Consider the following 13,849-nt stretch of genomic DNA (forward strand, 5'->3'; position numbering starts at 1 on the left):
CCGGCGAGGCCGTGCCCGGCGGGAGCGGGCCGGCCAAACGGTAAAATCACAGTATCACTCAGCTCTGAATCAGAGCCACACCCGTGCGCGCGCTGTCGGCAGGCAGGGCGCGCGCTGTCGTTCTCAGCATACAAAACACCCGGAGCACAACGCCATGGCCGGTCATTCCAAGTGGGCCAACATCCAACACCGCAAGGGCCGTCAGGACGAAAAGCGCGGCAAGGTCTGGACCCGCATCACCCGTGAAATCATCGTGGCCGCGCGTCAGGGTGGCGGCGACCTCGCCATGAACCCGCGTCTGCGTCTGGCCATCGAGAAGGCCAAGGCGGCCAACATGCCGGCCGACAACATCAAGCGCAACGTCGACAAGGCCACGGGCAACCTCGATGGGGTCACGTACGAAGAAATCCGCTACGAGGGCTACGGCATCGGCGGCGTGGCCGTGATCGTCGACTGCATGACCGACAACCGCGTGCGGACGGTGGCCGACGTGCGTCACGCCTTCAGCAAGCACGGCGGCAACCTGGGCACCGAGGGCTCGGTGGCCTTCCAGTTCAAGCACGTCGGGCAGTTCCTGTTTGCGCCGGGCGCCAGCGAGGACAAGATCATGGAAGTGGCGCTGGAAGCCGGCGCCGAGGACGTGCTCACCCACGAAGACGGCTCGATCGAGGTGCTGAGCGCCCCGGCCGACTTCGAGGCCGTGAAGAACGCCCTGGAAGGTGCGGGCCTGAAGGCCGAAATGGCGGAAGTGACGATGCGCGCCGAGAACAACATCGAGCTGGCGGGCGACGATGCCGCCCGCATGCAGAAGCTGCTGGACGTGCTGGAAGACCTGGACGACGTTCAGGATGTGTTCCATAACGCCGAACTGAACTGAGATCCTTTCTATGAACATCCTTGTCATCGGTTCGGGCGGCCGCGAGCACGCCCTTGCCTGGAAACTCGCCCAGTCGCCCAAGGCCCAGAAGGTCTATGTGGCACCGGGCAACGGTGGCACGGCGCGCGATCCGCGTCTTGTGAATGTGCCCATCACCGACGTCAAGGCGCTGGCCGACTTCGCGCAGACCAACAAGATCGCCGTGACGGTGGTCGGCCCGGAGGCCCCCCTGGCGGCCGGTGTGGTCGACGAATTCCGCGCCCGCGGCCTGCGCATCTTCGGCCCCACGCAGAAGGCCGCGCAGCTGGAAAGCTCCAAGGCCTTCGCCAAGGACTTCATGAAGCGCCACGGCATCCCGACGGCCTTCTATGAAACCTTTACCGACGCCGCCGCGGCCCACGCCTATGTGGACGCCAAGGGCGCGCCCATCGTCATCAAGGCCGACGGCCTGGCGGCAGGCAAGGGTGTGGTCGTCGCCATGACGCTGCAGGAAGCTCATGAAGCGATCGACTTCATGCTGCTGGATAACAAGCTGGGTGTGCAGCACAACGCGGGCGGCGCCCGTGTGGTGATCGAAGAGTTCCTGGCCGGTGAAGAAGCCAGCTTCATCATCATGGCCGACGGCAAGAACGTGGCCGTGATGGCCACCAGCCAGGATCACAAACGTCTGCTGGACGGCGATGCTGGCCCGAACACGGGGGGCATGGGCGCTTACTCGCCCGCGCCCGTGGTCACGCCCAACGTGTACGCCAAGGCCATGCAGGAGATCATCAACCCGACGCTCGCCGGCATGGCCAAGGACGGCATCCCGTTCACGGGCTTCCTGTACGCCGGCCTGATGATCGATGCGCAGGGCAACCCCAAGACGCTCGAGTTCAACTGCCGCATGGGTGACCCGGAAACCCAGCCCATCATGATGCGGCTGAAGAGCGACCTGGTCGACGTCATGCTGCACGCGACCGACGGCACGCTTGACCAGGTCGAACTGCAGTGGGACCGCCGCTTTGCGTTGGGCGTGGTCGTGGCCGCAGGCGGCTACCCCCTCGACCCGAAGAAGGGCGACGTCATCACCGGGCTGCCGGCCGATGCCGACGACGCGATGGTCTTCCACGCCGGCACCACCATGGGCGAAGACGGCCAGGTTCGCACCAGTGGCGGCCGTGTGCTGTGCGTGACGGCGCTGGGCGACTCGGCCAAGCTGGCCCAGCAGCGTGCCTACGACTACATGCGCGGGCTGGCCTTCGACGGCATGCAGTTCCGCTCCGACATCGGCTGGCGCGCCATCAAGGCCCGCTGAGTTCCCACGCACCGAGCCCGCACCATGAGCGACTTCGACACCGCGGCCGTCCGCCAGTACCTGCTGGACCTGCAGGACCGCATCATCTCGGCCTTCGAGGCCGAAGACGGCAAACCCTTCGTGCGCGATGCGTGGGTGCGAGGCCCGGAGGAGCGCCTGCAGGGCGACGGGTGCTCGCGCCTGGTGGAAGAGGGCAACGTGCTGGAGCGGGGCGGCTGCAACTTCTCGCACGTCAAGGGCCCGAGCCTGCCGCCGTCGGCCACGCAGCACCGGCCTGAGCTGGCTGGCTGCCCGTTCGAGGCCATGGGCGTGTCGCTGGTCTTCCACCCGCGCAACCCTTATGTGCCCACTGTGCACATGAATGTGCGCATGCTGGCCGCCCACAAGGCCGATGGCACCACCGTGGCCTGGTTCGGCGGCGGCATGGACCTGACGCCGTATTACGGCCAGGAAGAGGACGCCCGCCACTTCCACCAGGTGTGCAAGGACGCGCTGGCGCCGTTCGGCGACGACAAATACCCGCGCTTCAAGACCTGGTGCGACGAGTACTTCTTCCTGAAGCACCGCAACGAGGCCCGCGGCGTGGGGGGCATCTTCTTCGACGACTTCTCCGAGCTTGGCATGGAAGGCGGCTTCGCCATGATCCGCTCGGTGGGCGACGCCTTCACCGGCGCCTACCTGCCCATCCTGCAGCGCCGTCGCGCCCAGCCCTATGGCGAGCGTGAGCGCGACTTCCAGGCCTACCGCCGCGGCCGCTATGTCGAGTTCAACCTGGTGTGGGACCGGGGCACGTTGTTCGGGCTGCAGTCCGGCGGCCGCACCGAAAGCATCCTGATGTCGATGCCGCCCGTCGTGAAGTGGCGCTACGACTGGCACCCCGAGCCCGGCTCGGCCGAAGCTTGCCTGTACACCGACTTCCTGCCCGCCCGGGACTGGGTCTGAATCCTTGAAACCTGCTGGCCATCCGCCTCGCCGCATCGGTCTGATGGGCGGCAGTTTCGACCCGGTCCACGCGGCGCACGTGGCGCTGGCCGAGCTGGCGCTGGCGCATCTGTCGCTCGATGAGGTCCGCTGGATCCCGGTGGGCCAGGCCTGGCAGAAGGCCCGTCAGCTCGCGCCGGCCGAAGACCGCCTCGCCATGGTGGCCGCGGCCACGGCGCACGAACCACGCTTTGTGGTCGATCGCATCGAAGTTGACCGAGCCGGCCCTTCGTACACCCTCGACACCGTGCGGGCGCTTCAGGCCCGTGCGGATGCGGCCGGGCAGCCGGTCGAATGGGTGCTGCTGATCGGACAGGACCAGTACACCAACCTGCCGACGTGGCAGGGCTGGACCGAGCTGATCGAGCGCGTGACCCTGGCGGTCGCCTGCCGCGGCAGCGAGGCGCTCGCCACGCCCAATGCCCTGGCGCATCATGCGCACCGCGTCGTGAGGCTTCCGCTGCAGCCCATGCCGGTGTCGTCCACCGACATTCGCGCCCGCCTGGCCGACGGCGCGCCCCCCGATTCCCTGGTGCCGACACTGCTGCCAAGCGGCGTGGCACGCTATATTGCCGATCATCAACTTTACGCCCCTGGCACCCCCCGCTGAATGGACATCCGCAAACTGCAACGCGCCATCGTCGATGGCCTCGAAGACGTCAAGGCTCAGGACATCGTCGTGTTCAACACCGAACACCTCTCTCCGCTGTTCGAGCGCGTCGTCATCGCCACCGGTTCGTCCAACCGCCAGACCAAGGCGCTGGCGTCCAGCGTGCGCGAGGCCGTGAAAGCCGCTGGCTTCCAGGTCATGCGCACCGAGGGCGAGGACAACAGCGAATGGATCATCGTGGACTGTGGCGCGGCCGTGGTGCACGTGATGCAGCCCGCCATCCGCCAGTACTACCAGCTGGAAGAGATCTGGGGCGAGAAGCCCGTGGCCATCAAGCTCAAGACCGCCAAGGCCGGCCTGGTCAAGGCGTCCGAGCCGATGGACCTCGATGAGGATGCCCCGCCGGTGAAGGCCCGCAAGGTGTCCGGCAAGACCACGGCGGCTCAGAAAGCCGCGACCACGCCCGCGCGCAAGGCTGCGGCTGGCAAGACCGTGAAGAAGGCGGCCGAGCCTGAAGCAAAGAAGCCGGCAGCACGCAAGACCGTGAAGGCCGTGGCCGAGGCAGCACCCAAGGCACCGGCCCGCAATGCTGCGGCTGGCAAGGTGGCGGCCAAGAAGGCACCGACCCGGACGGCGACGAAGCCGGTCACCAAGACGGCTGCGAAGAAGGCCCCTGCCAAGAAGGCAGCGCTGCAGAAGGTCGTGGTGAACGCCCCGGCCCGCAAGCCGGCCGCCAAAAAGGTGGCTGCCAAGAAGGCGCCCGCCCGCAAGACGGTCCGCTGAGCGCGGGTGGCTGCTGACCGGTAAGACCCTGTCATGAAGTTCACGGTGGTGACCATCGGGCACCGCCTACCGGACTGGGCGAACGAGGCGTGCGAGGACTACCTCAAGCGCTTCCCGTCCGACTGGAAGGTGGAAGTCCGCGCGCTGAAGGCCGAACCCCGTGAGGGGCGGCCGGTTGCCGCCATCATGCAGGCCGAGGCGGCCCGCATGGAGGCGGTGCTCGAGCGGGGTGTGCGCCGCGTCATCCTCGATGAACGGGGCAGCCGTCTGACCAGCTTGCAGCTGGCCGAACGGACGGAAGCCTGGCTGCACGACGGCCGCGACGTGGCCCTCATCATCGGCGGCGCAGACGGCATCGACCCGTCGCTCAAGCAGACGGCTGACGAGGCGATCCGCCTGTCGGACATGACCTTGCCCCACGCGCTCGCGCGCGTGCTGTTGCTCGAACAGCTCTATCGGGCCTGGTCCCTGAGAAACAACCATCCCTACCACCGTGCTTGAGTTCGTCCGGCGGCGGCCGCTGTGGGCCGCGTGGCTGACCGTGCTGGTCTGGCTGCTGAGCTATGTTGCGGTCAAGCTGAGCAGTGTGGCGGGGCTCGACATCGACGGTGCCGAGCAGGTCTACTTTGCCCAGTCTTGGCAGCTCGGCTATGGCACACGCCAGCCACCGCTTTACACCTGGATGCTGCTGGCACTGCGGCCCGATGGGGGCAGCTGGCCGGTGGCGCTCGAGGTAGCCCGGTATGCCGTGCTGCTTGCGTGGCTGGGCGGCACGCAGGCCCTGGCTCGTGCGTGCGGGGCGTCCGCGGGGCGCCAGGCGCTGGTGGTGGTGGCCCACCTGGGCTTTCTGCTGGCCATGTGGCGAGTGCATGACAGCCTCACCCACACGGTGCTGGCCGCCGCGCTGACCACCTGGGCCTCGGCGGCCACCGTCAAGGCGCTTCGGCGTCCGGCCTGGTGGCCCGTGGTCGGGCTGCTTGCAGCACTGGCCTGTCTGGCCAAGCTGAATGCCGCGCTGTGGTGTGCCTCGGCGGTGCTGGCGTGGGCCTGGCTGCAGTGGCGCACGCGTGACGACGCGCCGTCTGAATCGCTGGTGCAGACGGGGCTGAAGGCGCCGCGGCCCGGATGGCTGGCCCATCTCGCCTGGCTCGGCCTGGCCTTGCTGCTGTTCGCGGCCCTGCTCGGACCCTACGCCCAATGGTGGTGGGTGCAACGCGAGGTGGGCGACTTGCCGCGGCGCGTGCTGATGCCCAGCGATGCAGTGCCGCCCTGGCAGCCACCGCTGCAACTGGCCCTGGGCACCCTGGAGTACCTGATGCTGACCCCGGCCTTGCTGGCGGGGGTGGCCTGGGGCCTGCGCTGGCGCCATCGGCTGCCACGCCCTGTGCTGCCCGGCGGCCTGCGATGGCTTGCCGCGCAGACGCCGATCGGCCTGCTGGTGCTGGCCGGTGTGGTGACCGCCCTGAAGGGCGCGCATTTCACGCCCCGCTGGCTGTGGCCTGTGCTGCCCGGCGCCACGGTGTGGCTGGTGTTGTGGGCTTGCGAAGTGGCCGAACAGCACGCCCGCCAGACCACCGATCCCCGCTGGCCGCGCCGGCTGGTGGGCGTGGCCGTCAGCATGGCGCTGCTGTCGATCGCGGTCTCCGCGCTGCGCTGGTGGGAGCCCGAGCGCACCGCACAGCGCTGCCGCAACTGCTGGACGGATCGTCCGGCCGTCGCCTTCTCGCATGCCTTGCACCAGTGGCATGGCGAGCCGCTGCGTGTCATCACGGGCGACGACCACCTGGCGGGCATCCTGTCCGCCGCCGATGGCCGGGATCTCACGTGGACCGCCGTGTCACCCGACCTACCGCCGCCTCAAGGCTTTGCCACCACCCCCTGGACGTGCGTGGCCGCGTGGGTGGACATGGACGCACCGCAGGATCCGCCGGCAGAGCTGATGGCGCGCACGCGGGGGGCATGGCTGGGCCCGGTGCAGCACCAGACCTGGCCCTTGCGCCTCGCGCCCCAGCGTCGGCTCTGGCTGCAGTCCGTGATCCTCGACCCCGCCGTCTGCGACCGCGCACGCCCCTGACATGCCGGCCGTGCGCCGCAGTGCGCCCGCGGTTAGCATCGCGCCATGTCTGAAGCTCTCTCGCCCAGCGCCCCGGCGCAACCGTGGCTCTACCTGGCCTCGCAAAGCCCCCGTCGACGGCAGCTGCTGGACCAGCTGGGTGTGCGCCACGCGCTGCTGCTGCCGGATGACGATGAAGACGCCGAAGCGCTGGAGCACGAGCGTGAGGGCGAGTCGCCCGAGGATTACGTGCAGCGCGTGACCCACGCCAAATGGCAGGCCGCCGTCGACCGGTTGGCGCGCCGACAGGACCGGGACCCGGCCGCGTGGCCCGCAGCGCCGATCTTGTGTGCAGACACCACGGTGGCCCTTGGCGCACAGATCCTGGGCAAGCCCGCCGACGGGCCTGATGCCGCCCGCATGCTGCGCCGGCTGTCGGGCCAGTCGCACCGCGTGCTGACCGCCGTGGTGGTGGACGGACGGTTGGGCCTTTCCACCTCGCATGTGCGCTGGCGGGCCCTCGACGATGCCGAGATCGCGCGGTACGTGGCCAGCGGTGAACCGATGGGCAAGGCGGGCGCCTATGCCATCCAGGGGCGCTCCGGCGCCTGGACAGAACACATCGACGGCAGCTATAGCGGCATCATGGGCCTGCCGCTGTACGAGACCGCCGAGCTGCTCAAGCCGCTGGGCTGGTCGTTCTGATTGCGCACGCCACCAGGACCCGCCATGCCCACAGCCCATCCGGAACCGTTCGATCGCACCGTGGCACGGCGTCCCACCGTGCTGCTGGTCGGTGGCACCGGGCTGGTCGGCCATGAACTGCTGTGCCAGCTGCTGGCCGATCCCGACATCGGCGAGGTGAGGGCGCTGGTGCGCCGACCTGTGTCGGCGGAAGCCTTGCTGAGGATGGCGCCGCAGGCCATGCCGGGCGTGGGCAAGCTGCGCATCGGGGTGATCGACTTCGAGCGGCTCGTGCAGCACTCCGAGTGGTTCGATGCAGACTGGGTGGCCAGCACACTGGGCACCACGATCGCGCAGGCGGGCTCCCGGCCGGCCTTTCGCCGCGTGGACCTCGATTACCCCCTGGAGGTGATGCAGTTGGCCCGCGCGCAGGGCGCCCGACGCGCGATGCTGGTGAGCGCAGTGGGCGCACGGGCCACGTCCCGGATCTTCTACAACCGCGTCAAGGGTGAACTCGAGGAAGCGGTGCGTGAGCTCGGGTTCGAGCACGTGTCGGTGGCCCAGCCCTCGCTGCTGGCGGGCGCGCGGCCCGCGTTTCGGCTTGGCGAGCGGGTGGGTCTGGCGCTGGGCTGGCTGATGCCTGCCCCGTACAAACCCGTGGCCGCCAGCCAGGTCGCAGCGGGCCTCCTGGCCTCGGCCAAGGCCGGTGAGCCGGGGTGGCATGTGCTGACAAACACGGCCCTGCGTGGCATGGGGTAAATTGCCCCCATGCCTGCATCCCAAGACATTCTCATCAACTGGACTCCCCAGGAAACCCGTGTGGCCCTCATCGAGAGCGGGGCCGTGCAGGAACTGCACGTCGAGCGCACGCTCGAGCGGGGGCTGGTTGGCAACATCTACGCAGGCAAGGTCGTGCGGGTGCTGCCCGGCATGCAGTCGGCCTTCATCGACATCGGGCTGGAGCGCGCGGCATTTCTGCACGTGGCCGATCTGCACCGTGAAGACCCGTCGGTACGGCCTGCTTCGCGTTCGGCCGATGCGCAGACGCCGATCGAAAAGCGCGTGCACGAGGGCCAGACCTTGATGGTGCAGGTGATCAAGGACCCGATCGGCACCAAGGGCGCGCGGCTGTCGACGCAGATCAGCGTGGCGGGTCGCCTGCTGGTCTTCCTGCCCCAGGACGACCACCTCGGGATCTCGCAGAAGATCGGCTCGCCCGAGCTGCGCGAGCAACTGCGCGAGCGCATGACCCGCCTGATCGGCGCGGCCGACGCCAAGGACGGACGCAATCGCCCCGGGGGCTTCATCCTGCGGACCAATGCCGAAGACGCCACTGACGAAGAGCTGGCGATGGACATTGGCTACCTGCGCAAGACCTGGGCGACCATCCGCGAACACGGCCTGAAGGCGCCGCCCGGCACGCTGCTCTACCAGGAGCTGAACCTGGCTCAGCGCGTGCTGCGTGATCTGGTGACCGAGCAGGTCCAGACCATCCGCATCGACTCGCTGATCCAGCACGAGGCGCTGGTGGCCTTCGGCCAGGAGTACACGCCCAGTGCCGTGGGCAAGCTCGCGCATTACAAAGGCGAGCGCCCCATCTTCGACCTCTACAACATCGACACCGAGATCGAGCGCGCGCTGGCCCGCCGGGTCGACCTGAAGTCGGGCGGCTACCTCATCATCGACCAGACCGAGGCGCTGACCACGATCGACGTCAACACCGGCGGCTACGTCGGCGCACGGAACTTCGACGACACCATCTTCAAGACCAACTTGGAAGCGGCCCAGGCGATCGCCCGACAGCTGCGCCTGCGCAACCTGGGCGGCATCATCATCATCGACTTCATCGACATGCTGCGCGAGGACCATCGCGACGCCGTGCTGGCGGAGCTCCGCAAGCAGATGGCGCGCGACCGGACCAAGAGCACGGTCAGCGGGTTCTCGCCGCTGGGTCTGGTCGAGATGACGCGCAAGCGCACCCGGGAGTCGCTGGCCCACCTGCTGTGCGTGCCGTGCCCGACCTGTGAAGGCCGCGGCCAGGTCAAGACCCCGCGCACCGTCTGCTACAACATCCTGCGCGAGATCCTGCGCGAGGCGCGCCAGTTCAATCCGCGCGAGTTCCGCGTGGTGGCCAGTGCCGCGGTCGTCGAGATGTTCCTGGACGAGGAAAGTGCCCACCTGGCCGGCCTGAGCGATTTCATTGGCAAGCCGGTGTCGCTGCAGACCGAGCCGTCGATGTCACCCGAGCAGTACGACATCGTGCTGCTGTGACACAGTGGGCGTGAGGGTGAAGCCGTCCCGCGCTTCACACAGCTTCACGCGGTTCGTCCGGGGTCTGGACAGGGGCGCAGGGAACTTCGCACGGTGCGTGCGGCACAATCCAGGGTTCTCACCATTCCCAAAGCCCGACCCATGCATGCATCCCTTCCGCGCCGCGCAGCCCTTGGTCGGCTGCTCGGTTCGACGGCCCTGCTCGGCGGCGCCTCGCTCGGGCTGACCGGGCCGGCCCTGGCTCAGTTCCGCGTCGAGATCGCGGGCGTCGGCGCCACCCAGATCCCCATCGCCATCGGACGCTTCCGCGACGAGGCCCGCTCGCCCCAGCCGCTGTCCGCCATCATCAAGGCCGACCTCGAGCGCAGCGGGCTCTTCCGCTCGATCGACGCGACGGCCAGTGCGCTGGACGACACCAGCCGGCCCGCGATGGGCGAGTGGCGCAGCAAGGGCGCCGATGCCCTGGTGGCGGGCTCCGTCACCGTGCTGGCCGATGGCCGCCACGACGTGCGCTACCACCTGTGGGACGTGGTCAAGGGGCAGGACCTGGGCGGCTTGAGCCTGGTCGTGCCTGCGGCCGACCTGCGCCAGGCGGCGCACCGCATCGCCGACGACATCTACGAAAAGCTGACCGGCGACAAGGGCGTGTTTTCGACGCGAATCGCCTACGTCAGCAAGGTAGGCTCGCGCCACACCCTGGTGGTGGCCGATGCCGATGGCGAGGGCACCCAAGCTCCGCTGACCAGCGTGCAGCCCATCATCTCGCCCGCGTGGTCGCCCGATGGCCGCCAGCTGGCATATGTGTCGTTCGAGGGCGGCAAGGCCGTGGTGGTCACGCAGGACGTGATGAGCGGGCGGCGCCGTGTGGTGGCGAGCTACAAGGGCACGAACAGCGCGCCCGCGTGGTCGCCCGACGGCCGCCAGCTGGCCGTGACACTGAGCCGCGATGGCGGCTCGCAGCTGTACGTGGTCGGGGCCGACGGTGAAGGCCTGCGCCGCCTGACGCAGAGCGGCGCCATCGATACCGAGGCCTGCTGGACGCCCGATGGCAGCCAGCTCTATTTCGTCAGCGACCGTGGCGGCAGCCCCCAGATCTACCGCATGCCGGTGGGGGGCGGCAATGCCCAGCGCGTGACGTTCTCGGGCAGCTACAACATCAGCCCGGCACTCAGCCCGGATGGACGCTGGATGACCTACATCGGCCAGACCGATGGCGGCGCCTTCCGCGTGCACCTGATGGAGCTGGCCTCCGGCACGGTGAAGGCCCTGACCGACACCCGCGACGACGAAAGCCCGAGCTTTGCACCCAACAGCAAGATGATCATCTATGCGACCCGCTCCGGCGGCCGCGACGTGCTGATGACCACGACGCTGGACGGCCGCATCAAGGCCCGCCTGACCACCCCGCAAGCCGACGTGCGCGAGCCCGTGTGGGGCCCTGCCGCGCCCCCTCTCAAGCGCTGAGCCTGATTCCCGCTTCGACCCTGTCCCATTCCAACTGTTTGCTGAAGGAGTACCACCCATGATCACCCCCCGTTTTGCGCTGCGCACCCTGAGCCTGGCCCTGCTGAGCAGCAGCGCCCTGTGGCTGGCCGGCTGCGGCTCGTCCGTGAAGCTCGACGACCAGGCTGGCAAGGGCCCCGCCCCGATCACCACGGCCAATGGCGCCGGCTCGGCCAATGACAGCGCCGTGCCCTCGAACGCCGTCGCCCCCGTGGTGGTGCCGCCGTCGGACAACAGCGCCAACGCCGGCGGTCTGCCCCGCGTCGTGTACTTCGACTTCGACAGCTTCGTGGTGAAGGACGAGTTCCGTGGCGCCATCGACGGCCACGCCAAGCGCCTGAACGCCGTCAAGACCCGCAAGGTCGTCATCGAAGGCCACACCGACGAGCGCGGCGGCCGCGAGTACAACCTGGCGCTGGGCCAGAAGCGCGCCGAGGCCGTGCAGAAGTCGCTGACGCTGCTGGGCGTGTCGGCCGACCAGGTTGAGTCGGTCAGCTTCGGCAAGGAGCGTCCGGCCGCGCAGGGCAGCAACGAGGAAGCGTGGGCCCAGAACCGCCGCGCCGAGATCAAGGACCGCTGAGCCGCGGTCTGATGCACCCGCCTGCCTGTTCACCGCTCGCCTGACCGCACCATGACCCTGCTTCCGCCCTTTGCACACCGGCTTCGTACGCTGGCGCTGGCCGTCACGGCCGCGCTGATCGGCTCGGCCGCCCAGGCCGCCCTGTTCGAAGACACAGACGCGCGCCGTGCCATCCTCGACATCCGCCAGCAGCGGACGCAGGATGCCGATGCGATGGCCGGCAAGCTGGGTGCGCTCAACGCACAGATCGAGCAGCTGCGCCGCAGCCTGCTCGAGATGAATGCCCAGGTCGAGCAGCTGCGTGCAGATCTGGCGCGACAGCGCGGGCACGATGAAGTGCTGGCGCGCGACCTCGCCGAGGTCCAGCGCAAGCTCAAGGACACGCAGGCCTCGGTGGAAGAGCGGGTGCGCAAGCTGGAGCCGCAGACGCTGACGGTGGACGGCAAGACCTTCAAGGTCGACCCGGACGAGAAGCGTCTGTTCGACGAGGCCCTGGCCCGCCTGCGGGCGGCCGACTTTGCCGCCGGCATCTCGGGCCTGAACGGCCTGCTTCAGCGCTATCCGTCGACCGGCTACCGTGAGTCGGCGTGGTACTGGCTCGGCAACGCGCACTATGGCCAGCGGCAGTACAAGGAGGCGATCGCCTCCTTCCGGCAGCTGCTGGACAAGAGCCCGGATCACGCCCGTGCGCCCGAATCGTTGTTGTCCATCGCCAACTGCCATGGCGAGCTCAAGGACAACGAGGCCGCGCGGCGGACGCTGGAAGAGCTGGTCAAGCATTACCCGAGCACCGAGGCGGCCCAGGCGGCCCGTGATCGCCTGCTGACCATGCCGGCGGCCAAGCCGGCGCCGAAGAAGGCCCGCGGCTGACATGTCCGATGAGCAGGAAGGCGCGCCCGGATTGCAGGCCGAGGCGCTGGAGGCCCGGCTCACGTCTGCCGAACGGCTGGCTGCGGCCAGTCGGCCGGATCCCGAGCGGCGCTTTGGCGGCCTGCGCCGCCTGCACGGCGTCACGGGGTACGAGCGGCTTCGTGCCGCCCGCATCGCGGTCATCGGCGTGGGCGGCGTGGGTTCGTGGACGGCCGAGGCGCTGGCGCGCAGCGGGGTGGCGGGGTTGGTGCTGGTCGACCTCGATCACATTGCCGAGTCCAACGTGAACCGCCAGGTTCATGCGCTGGAGACCACGTTGGGCCAGGCGAAGGTGCATGCTCTGCAGGCGCGGTTTGCGCTCATCCATCCTGATTGCGCCGTGACGGCCGTCGAAGAGTTCGTGGACGAAGCCAATGTGGCCGTGTTGCTGGACCCGACCCAGGTGGATGGCGTGATCGACTGCTGCGACCAGGTCCGCGCCAAGGCGGCGCTGGCGGCCTGGGCCACGCAGCACGGCAAGCCGGTGGTGTGCGTGGGCGCGGCCGGGGGCAAGACGCAGCCACACCGCGTGGAAGTGGCCGATCTGGCCGACGTGACGCACGATCCCTTGCTGTCGAGCGTACGTCAGCGGTTGCGCCAACGCCACAGTGCGGCGCGCAAGGGGCGCCTGGGCGTGACATGCGTGTTTTCGCGCGAGCCCGTGTTGCCTCCGCAGGACAGTTGTGAGGTGGCTCCTGGGGGCGATGGCTCATTGAACTGCCATGGCTACGGCTCAAGCGTGACCGTGACCGCCACTTTCGGCATGGTGGCCGCAGCAGAAATGTTGAATCGCTTGATCGGAAGCTGAAAAGCGTATTAGAATTTAAGGCTTCGCAGGGCGGGTCGTTAGCTCAGTCGGTAGAGCAGCGGACTTTTAATCCGTTGGTCGCAGGTTCGAATCCTGCACGACCCACCACCCTCTGAAGTGTGATGAAAAATCACAACAGACAGCGAACGAAGCGAAAAACACGCTACAATCTAAGTCTTCGCTAACAACACGGTTGTTGGCAACGAATGCAAGGCGCAAGCTGACGCAGTCGGGCTCTTAGCTCAGTTGGTAGAGCAGCGGACTCTTAATCCGTAGGTCGAGTGTTCGAGTCACTCAGGACCCACCAAACAAAAAAAGCCGAAGCTACATCGTAGTTTCGGCTTTTTGCATTTCAGCGCCTCTGTATCAATTTCTAACGCGCGGCGTTTCTCTTCCTGATCTGATCACGGCAATGAATCCACAAGCCAATATGCTCTGGACCGGCCCCAAATGGGCCTTAGCGGTTCTGCTCGCCGTTCTGGGCATGCTGGGG

14 protein-coding genes and 2 tRNA genes are annotated in these 13,849 nt (G+C 68.1%); all 16 read left to right on the plus strand.

Annotated features, from left to right (window positions below):
• Window positions 1–154: 154 nt before the first annotated feature.
• The gene (locus tag Q0Z44_RS12415) at window positions 155–877 is read left to right on the plus strand and encodes a YebC/PmpR family DNA-binding transcriptional regulator (RefSeq protein ID WP_298013186.1); all 723 of its coding nucleotides are present in this window, start codon (window positions 155–157) and stop codon (window positions 875–877) included.
• A gap of 10 nt (window positions 878–887) precedes the next feature.
• Window positions 888–2,174, plus strand: coding sequence for a phosphoribosylamine--glycine ligase (gene purD / locus Q0Z44_RS12420; RefSeq protein WP_298013189.1), 1,287 nt, complete (start codon window positions 888–890; stop codon window positions 2,172–2,174).
• A 24-nt stretch (window positions 2,175–2,198) separates the two neighbouring features.
• On the plus strand, window positions 2,199–3,116 hold the full coding sequence (gene hemF, locus Q0Z44_RS12425; RefSeq protein ID WP_298013192.1) for an oxygen-dependent coproporphyrinogen oxidase: 918 nt from the start codon (window positions 2,199–2,201) through the stop codon (window positions 3,114–3,116).
• Window positions 3,117–3,120: 4 nt separating this feature from the next.
• Entirely contained in the window at window positions 3,121–3,765 is a 645-nt protein-coding gene (gene nadD / locus Q0Z44_RS12430) for a nicotinate-nucleotide adenylyltransferase (RefSeq protein WP_298013195.1), read from the plus strand.
• Entirely contained in the window at window positions 3,766–4,548 is a 783-nt protein-coding gene (rsfS, locus tag Q0Z44_RS12435) for a ribosome silencing factor (RefSeq protein ID WP_298013198.1), read from the plus strand. It begins immediately after the preceding gene.
• A gap of 33 nt (window positions 4,549–4,581) precedes the next feature.
• Window positions 4,582–5,049 carry a 23S rRNA (pseudouridine(1915)-N(3))-methyltransferase RlmH gene (rlmH, locus tag Q0Z44_RS12440; protein WP_298013201.1) on the plus strand — a complete coding sequence of 156 codons (468 nt, stop codon included), beginning with the start codon at window positions 4,582–4,584 and terminating at the stop codon, window positions 5,047–5,049.
• On the plus strand, window positions 5,042–6,622 hold the full coding sequence (locus Q0Z44_RS12445) for a hypothetical protein (RefSeq protein WP_298013204.1): 1,581 nt from the start codon (window positions 5,042–5,044) through the stop codon (window positions 6,620–6,622). The genes rlmH and Q0Z44_RS12445 overlap by 8 nt, the downstream gene beginning before the upstream one ends.
• A gap of 45 nt (window positions 6,623–6,667) precedes the next feature.
• Window positions 6,668–7,306 (plus strand): Maf family protein, encoded by a 639-nt coding sequence (locus Q0Z44_RS12450; RefSeq protein WP_298013206.1) that lies wholly within the window; start codon window positions 6,668–6,670, stop codon window positions 7,304–7,306.
• A gap of 24 nt (window positions 7,307–7,330) precedes the next feature.
• The gene (locus Q0Z44_RS12455; RefSeq protein ID WP_298013209.1) at window positions 7,331–8,044 is read left to right on the plus strand and encodes an NAD(P)H-binding protein; all 714 of its coding nucleotides are present in this window, start codon (window positions 7,331–7,333) and stop codon (window positions 8,042–8,044) included.
• 9 nt (window positions 8,045–8,053) lie between these two features.
• Window positions 8,054–9,556 carry a ribonuclease G gene (rng, locus tag Q0Z44_RS12460; RefSeq protein WP_298013211.1) on the plus strand — a complete coding sequence of 501 codons (1,503 nt, stop codon included), beginning with the start codon at window positions 8,054–8,056 and terminating at the stop codon, window positions 9,554–9,556.
• A gap of 141 nt (window positions 9,557–9,697) precedes the next feature.
• On the plus strand, window positions 9,698–11,020 hold the full coding sequence (tolB, locus tag Q0Z44_RS12465) for a Tol-Pal system beta propeller repeat protein TolB (protein ID WP_298013213.1): 1,323 nt from the start codon (window positions 9,698–9,700) through the stop codon (window positions 11,018–11,020).
• A 58-nt stretch (window positions 11,021–11,078) separates the two neighbouring features.
• The gene (gene pal / locus Q0Z44_RS12470) at window positions 11,079–11,639 is read left to right on the plus strand and encodes a peptidoglycan-associated lipoprotein Pal (RefSeq protein ID WP_109035338.1); all 561 of its coding nucleotides are present in this window, start codon (window positions 11,079–11,081) and stop codon (window positions 11,637–11,639) included.
• Between the two features lie 51 nt (window positions 11,640–11,690).
• On the plus strand, window positions 11,691–12,509 hold the full coding sequence (gene ybgF, locus Q0Z44_RS12475; protein ID WP_298013216.1) for a tol-pal system protein YbgF: 819 nt from the start codon (window positions 11,691–11,693) through the stop codon (window positions 12,507–12,509).
• Window position 12,510: 1 nt separating this feature from the next.
• On the plus strand, window positions 12,511–13,356 hold the full coding sequence (locus tag Q0Z44_RS12480) for a tRNA threonylcarbamoyladenosine dehydratase (protein WP_298013219.1): 846 nt from the start codon (window positions 12,511–12,513) through the stop codon (window positions 13,354–13,356).
• Window positions 13,357–13,388: 32 nt separating this feature from the next.
• A tRNA-Lys gene (locus tag Q0Z44_RS12485) sits at window positions 13,389–13,464 on the plus strand.
• 123 nt (window positions 13,465–13,587) lie between these two features.
• Window positions 13,588–13,663, plus strand: a tRNA-Lys gene (locus Q0Z44_RS12490).
• The last annotated feature ends 186 nt before the right edge of the window (window positions 13,664–13,849 follow it).

It is taken from the genome of uncultured Aquabacterium sp. (assembly GCF_947366995.1).
In the GTDB taxonomy this organism is placed as follows: domain Bacteria; phylum Pseudomonadota; class Gammaproteobacteria; order Burkholderiales; family Burkholderiaceae_C; genus Aquabacterium.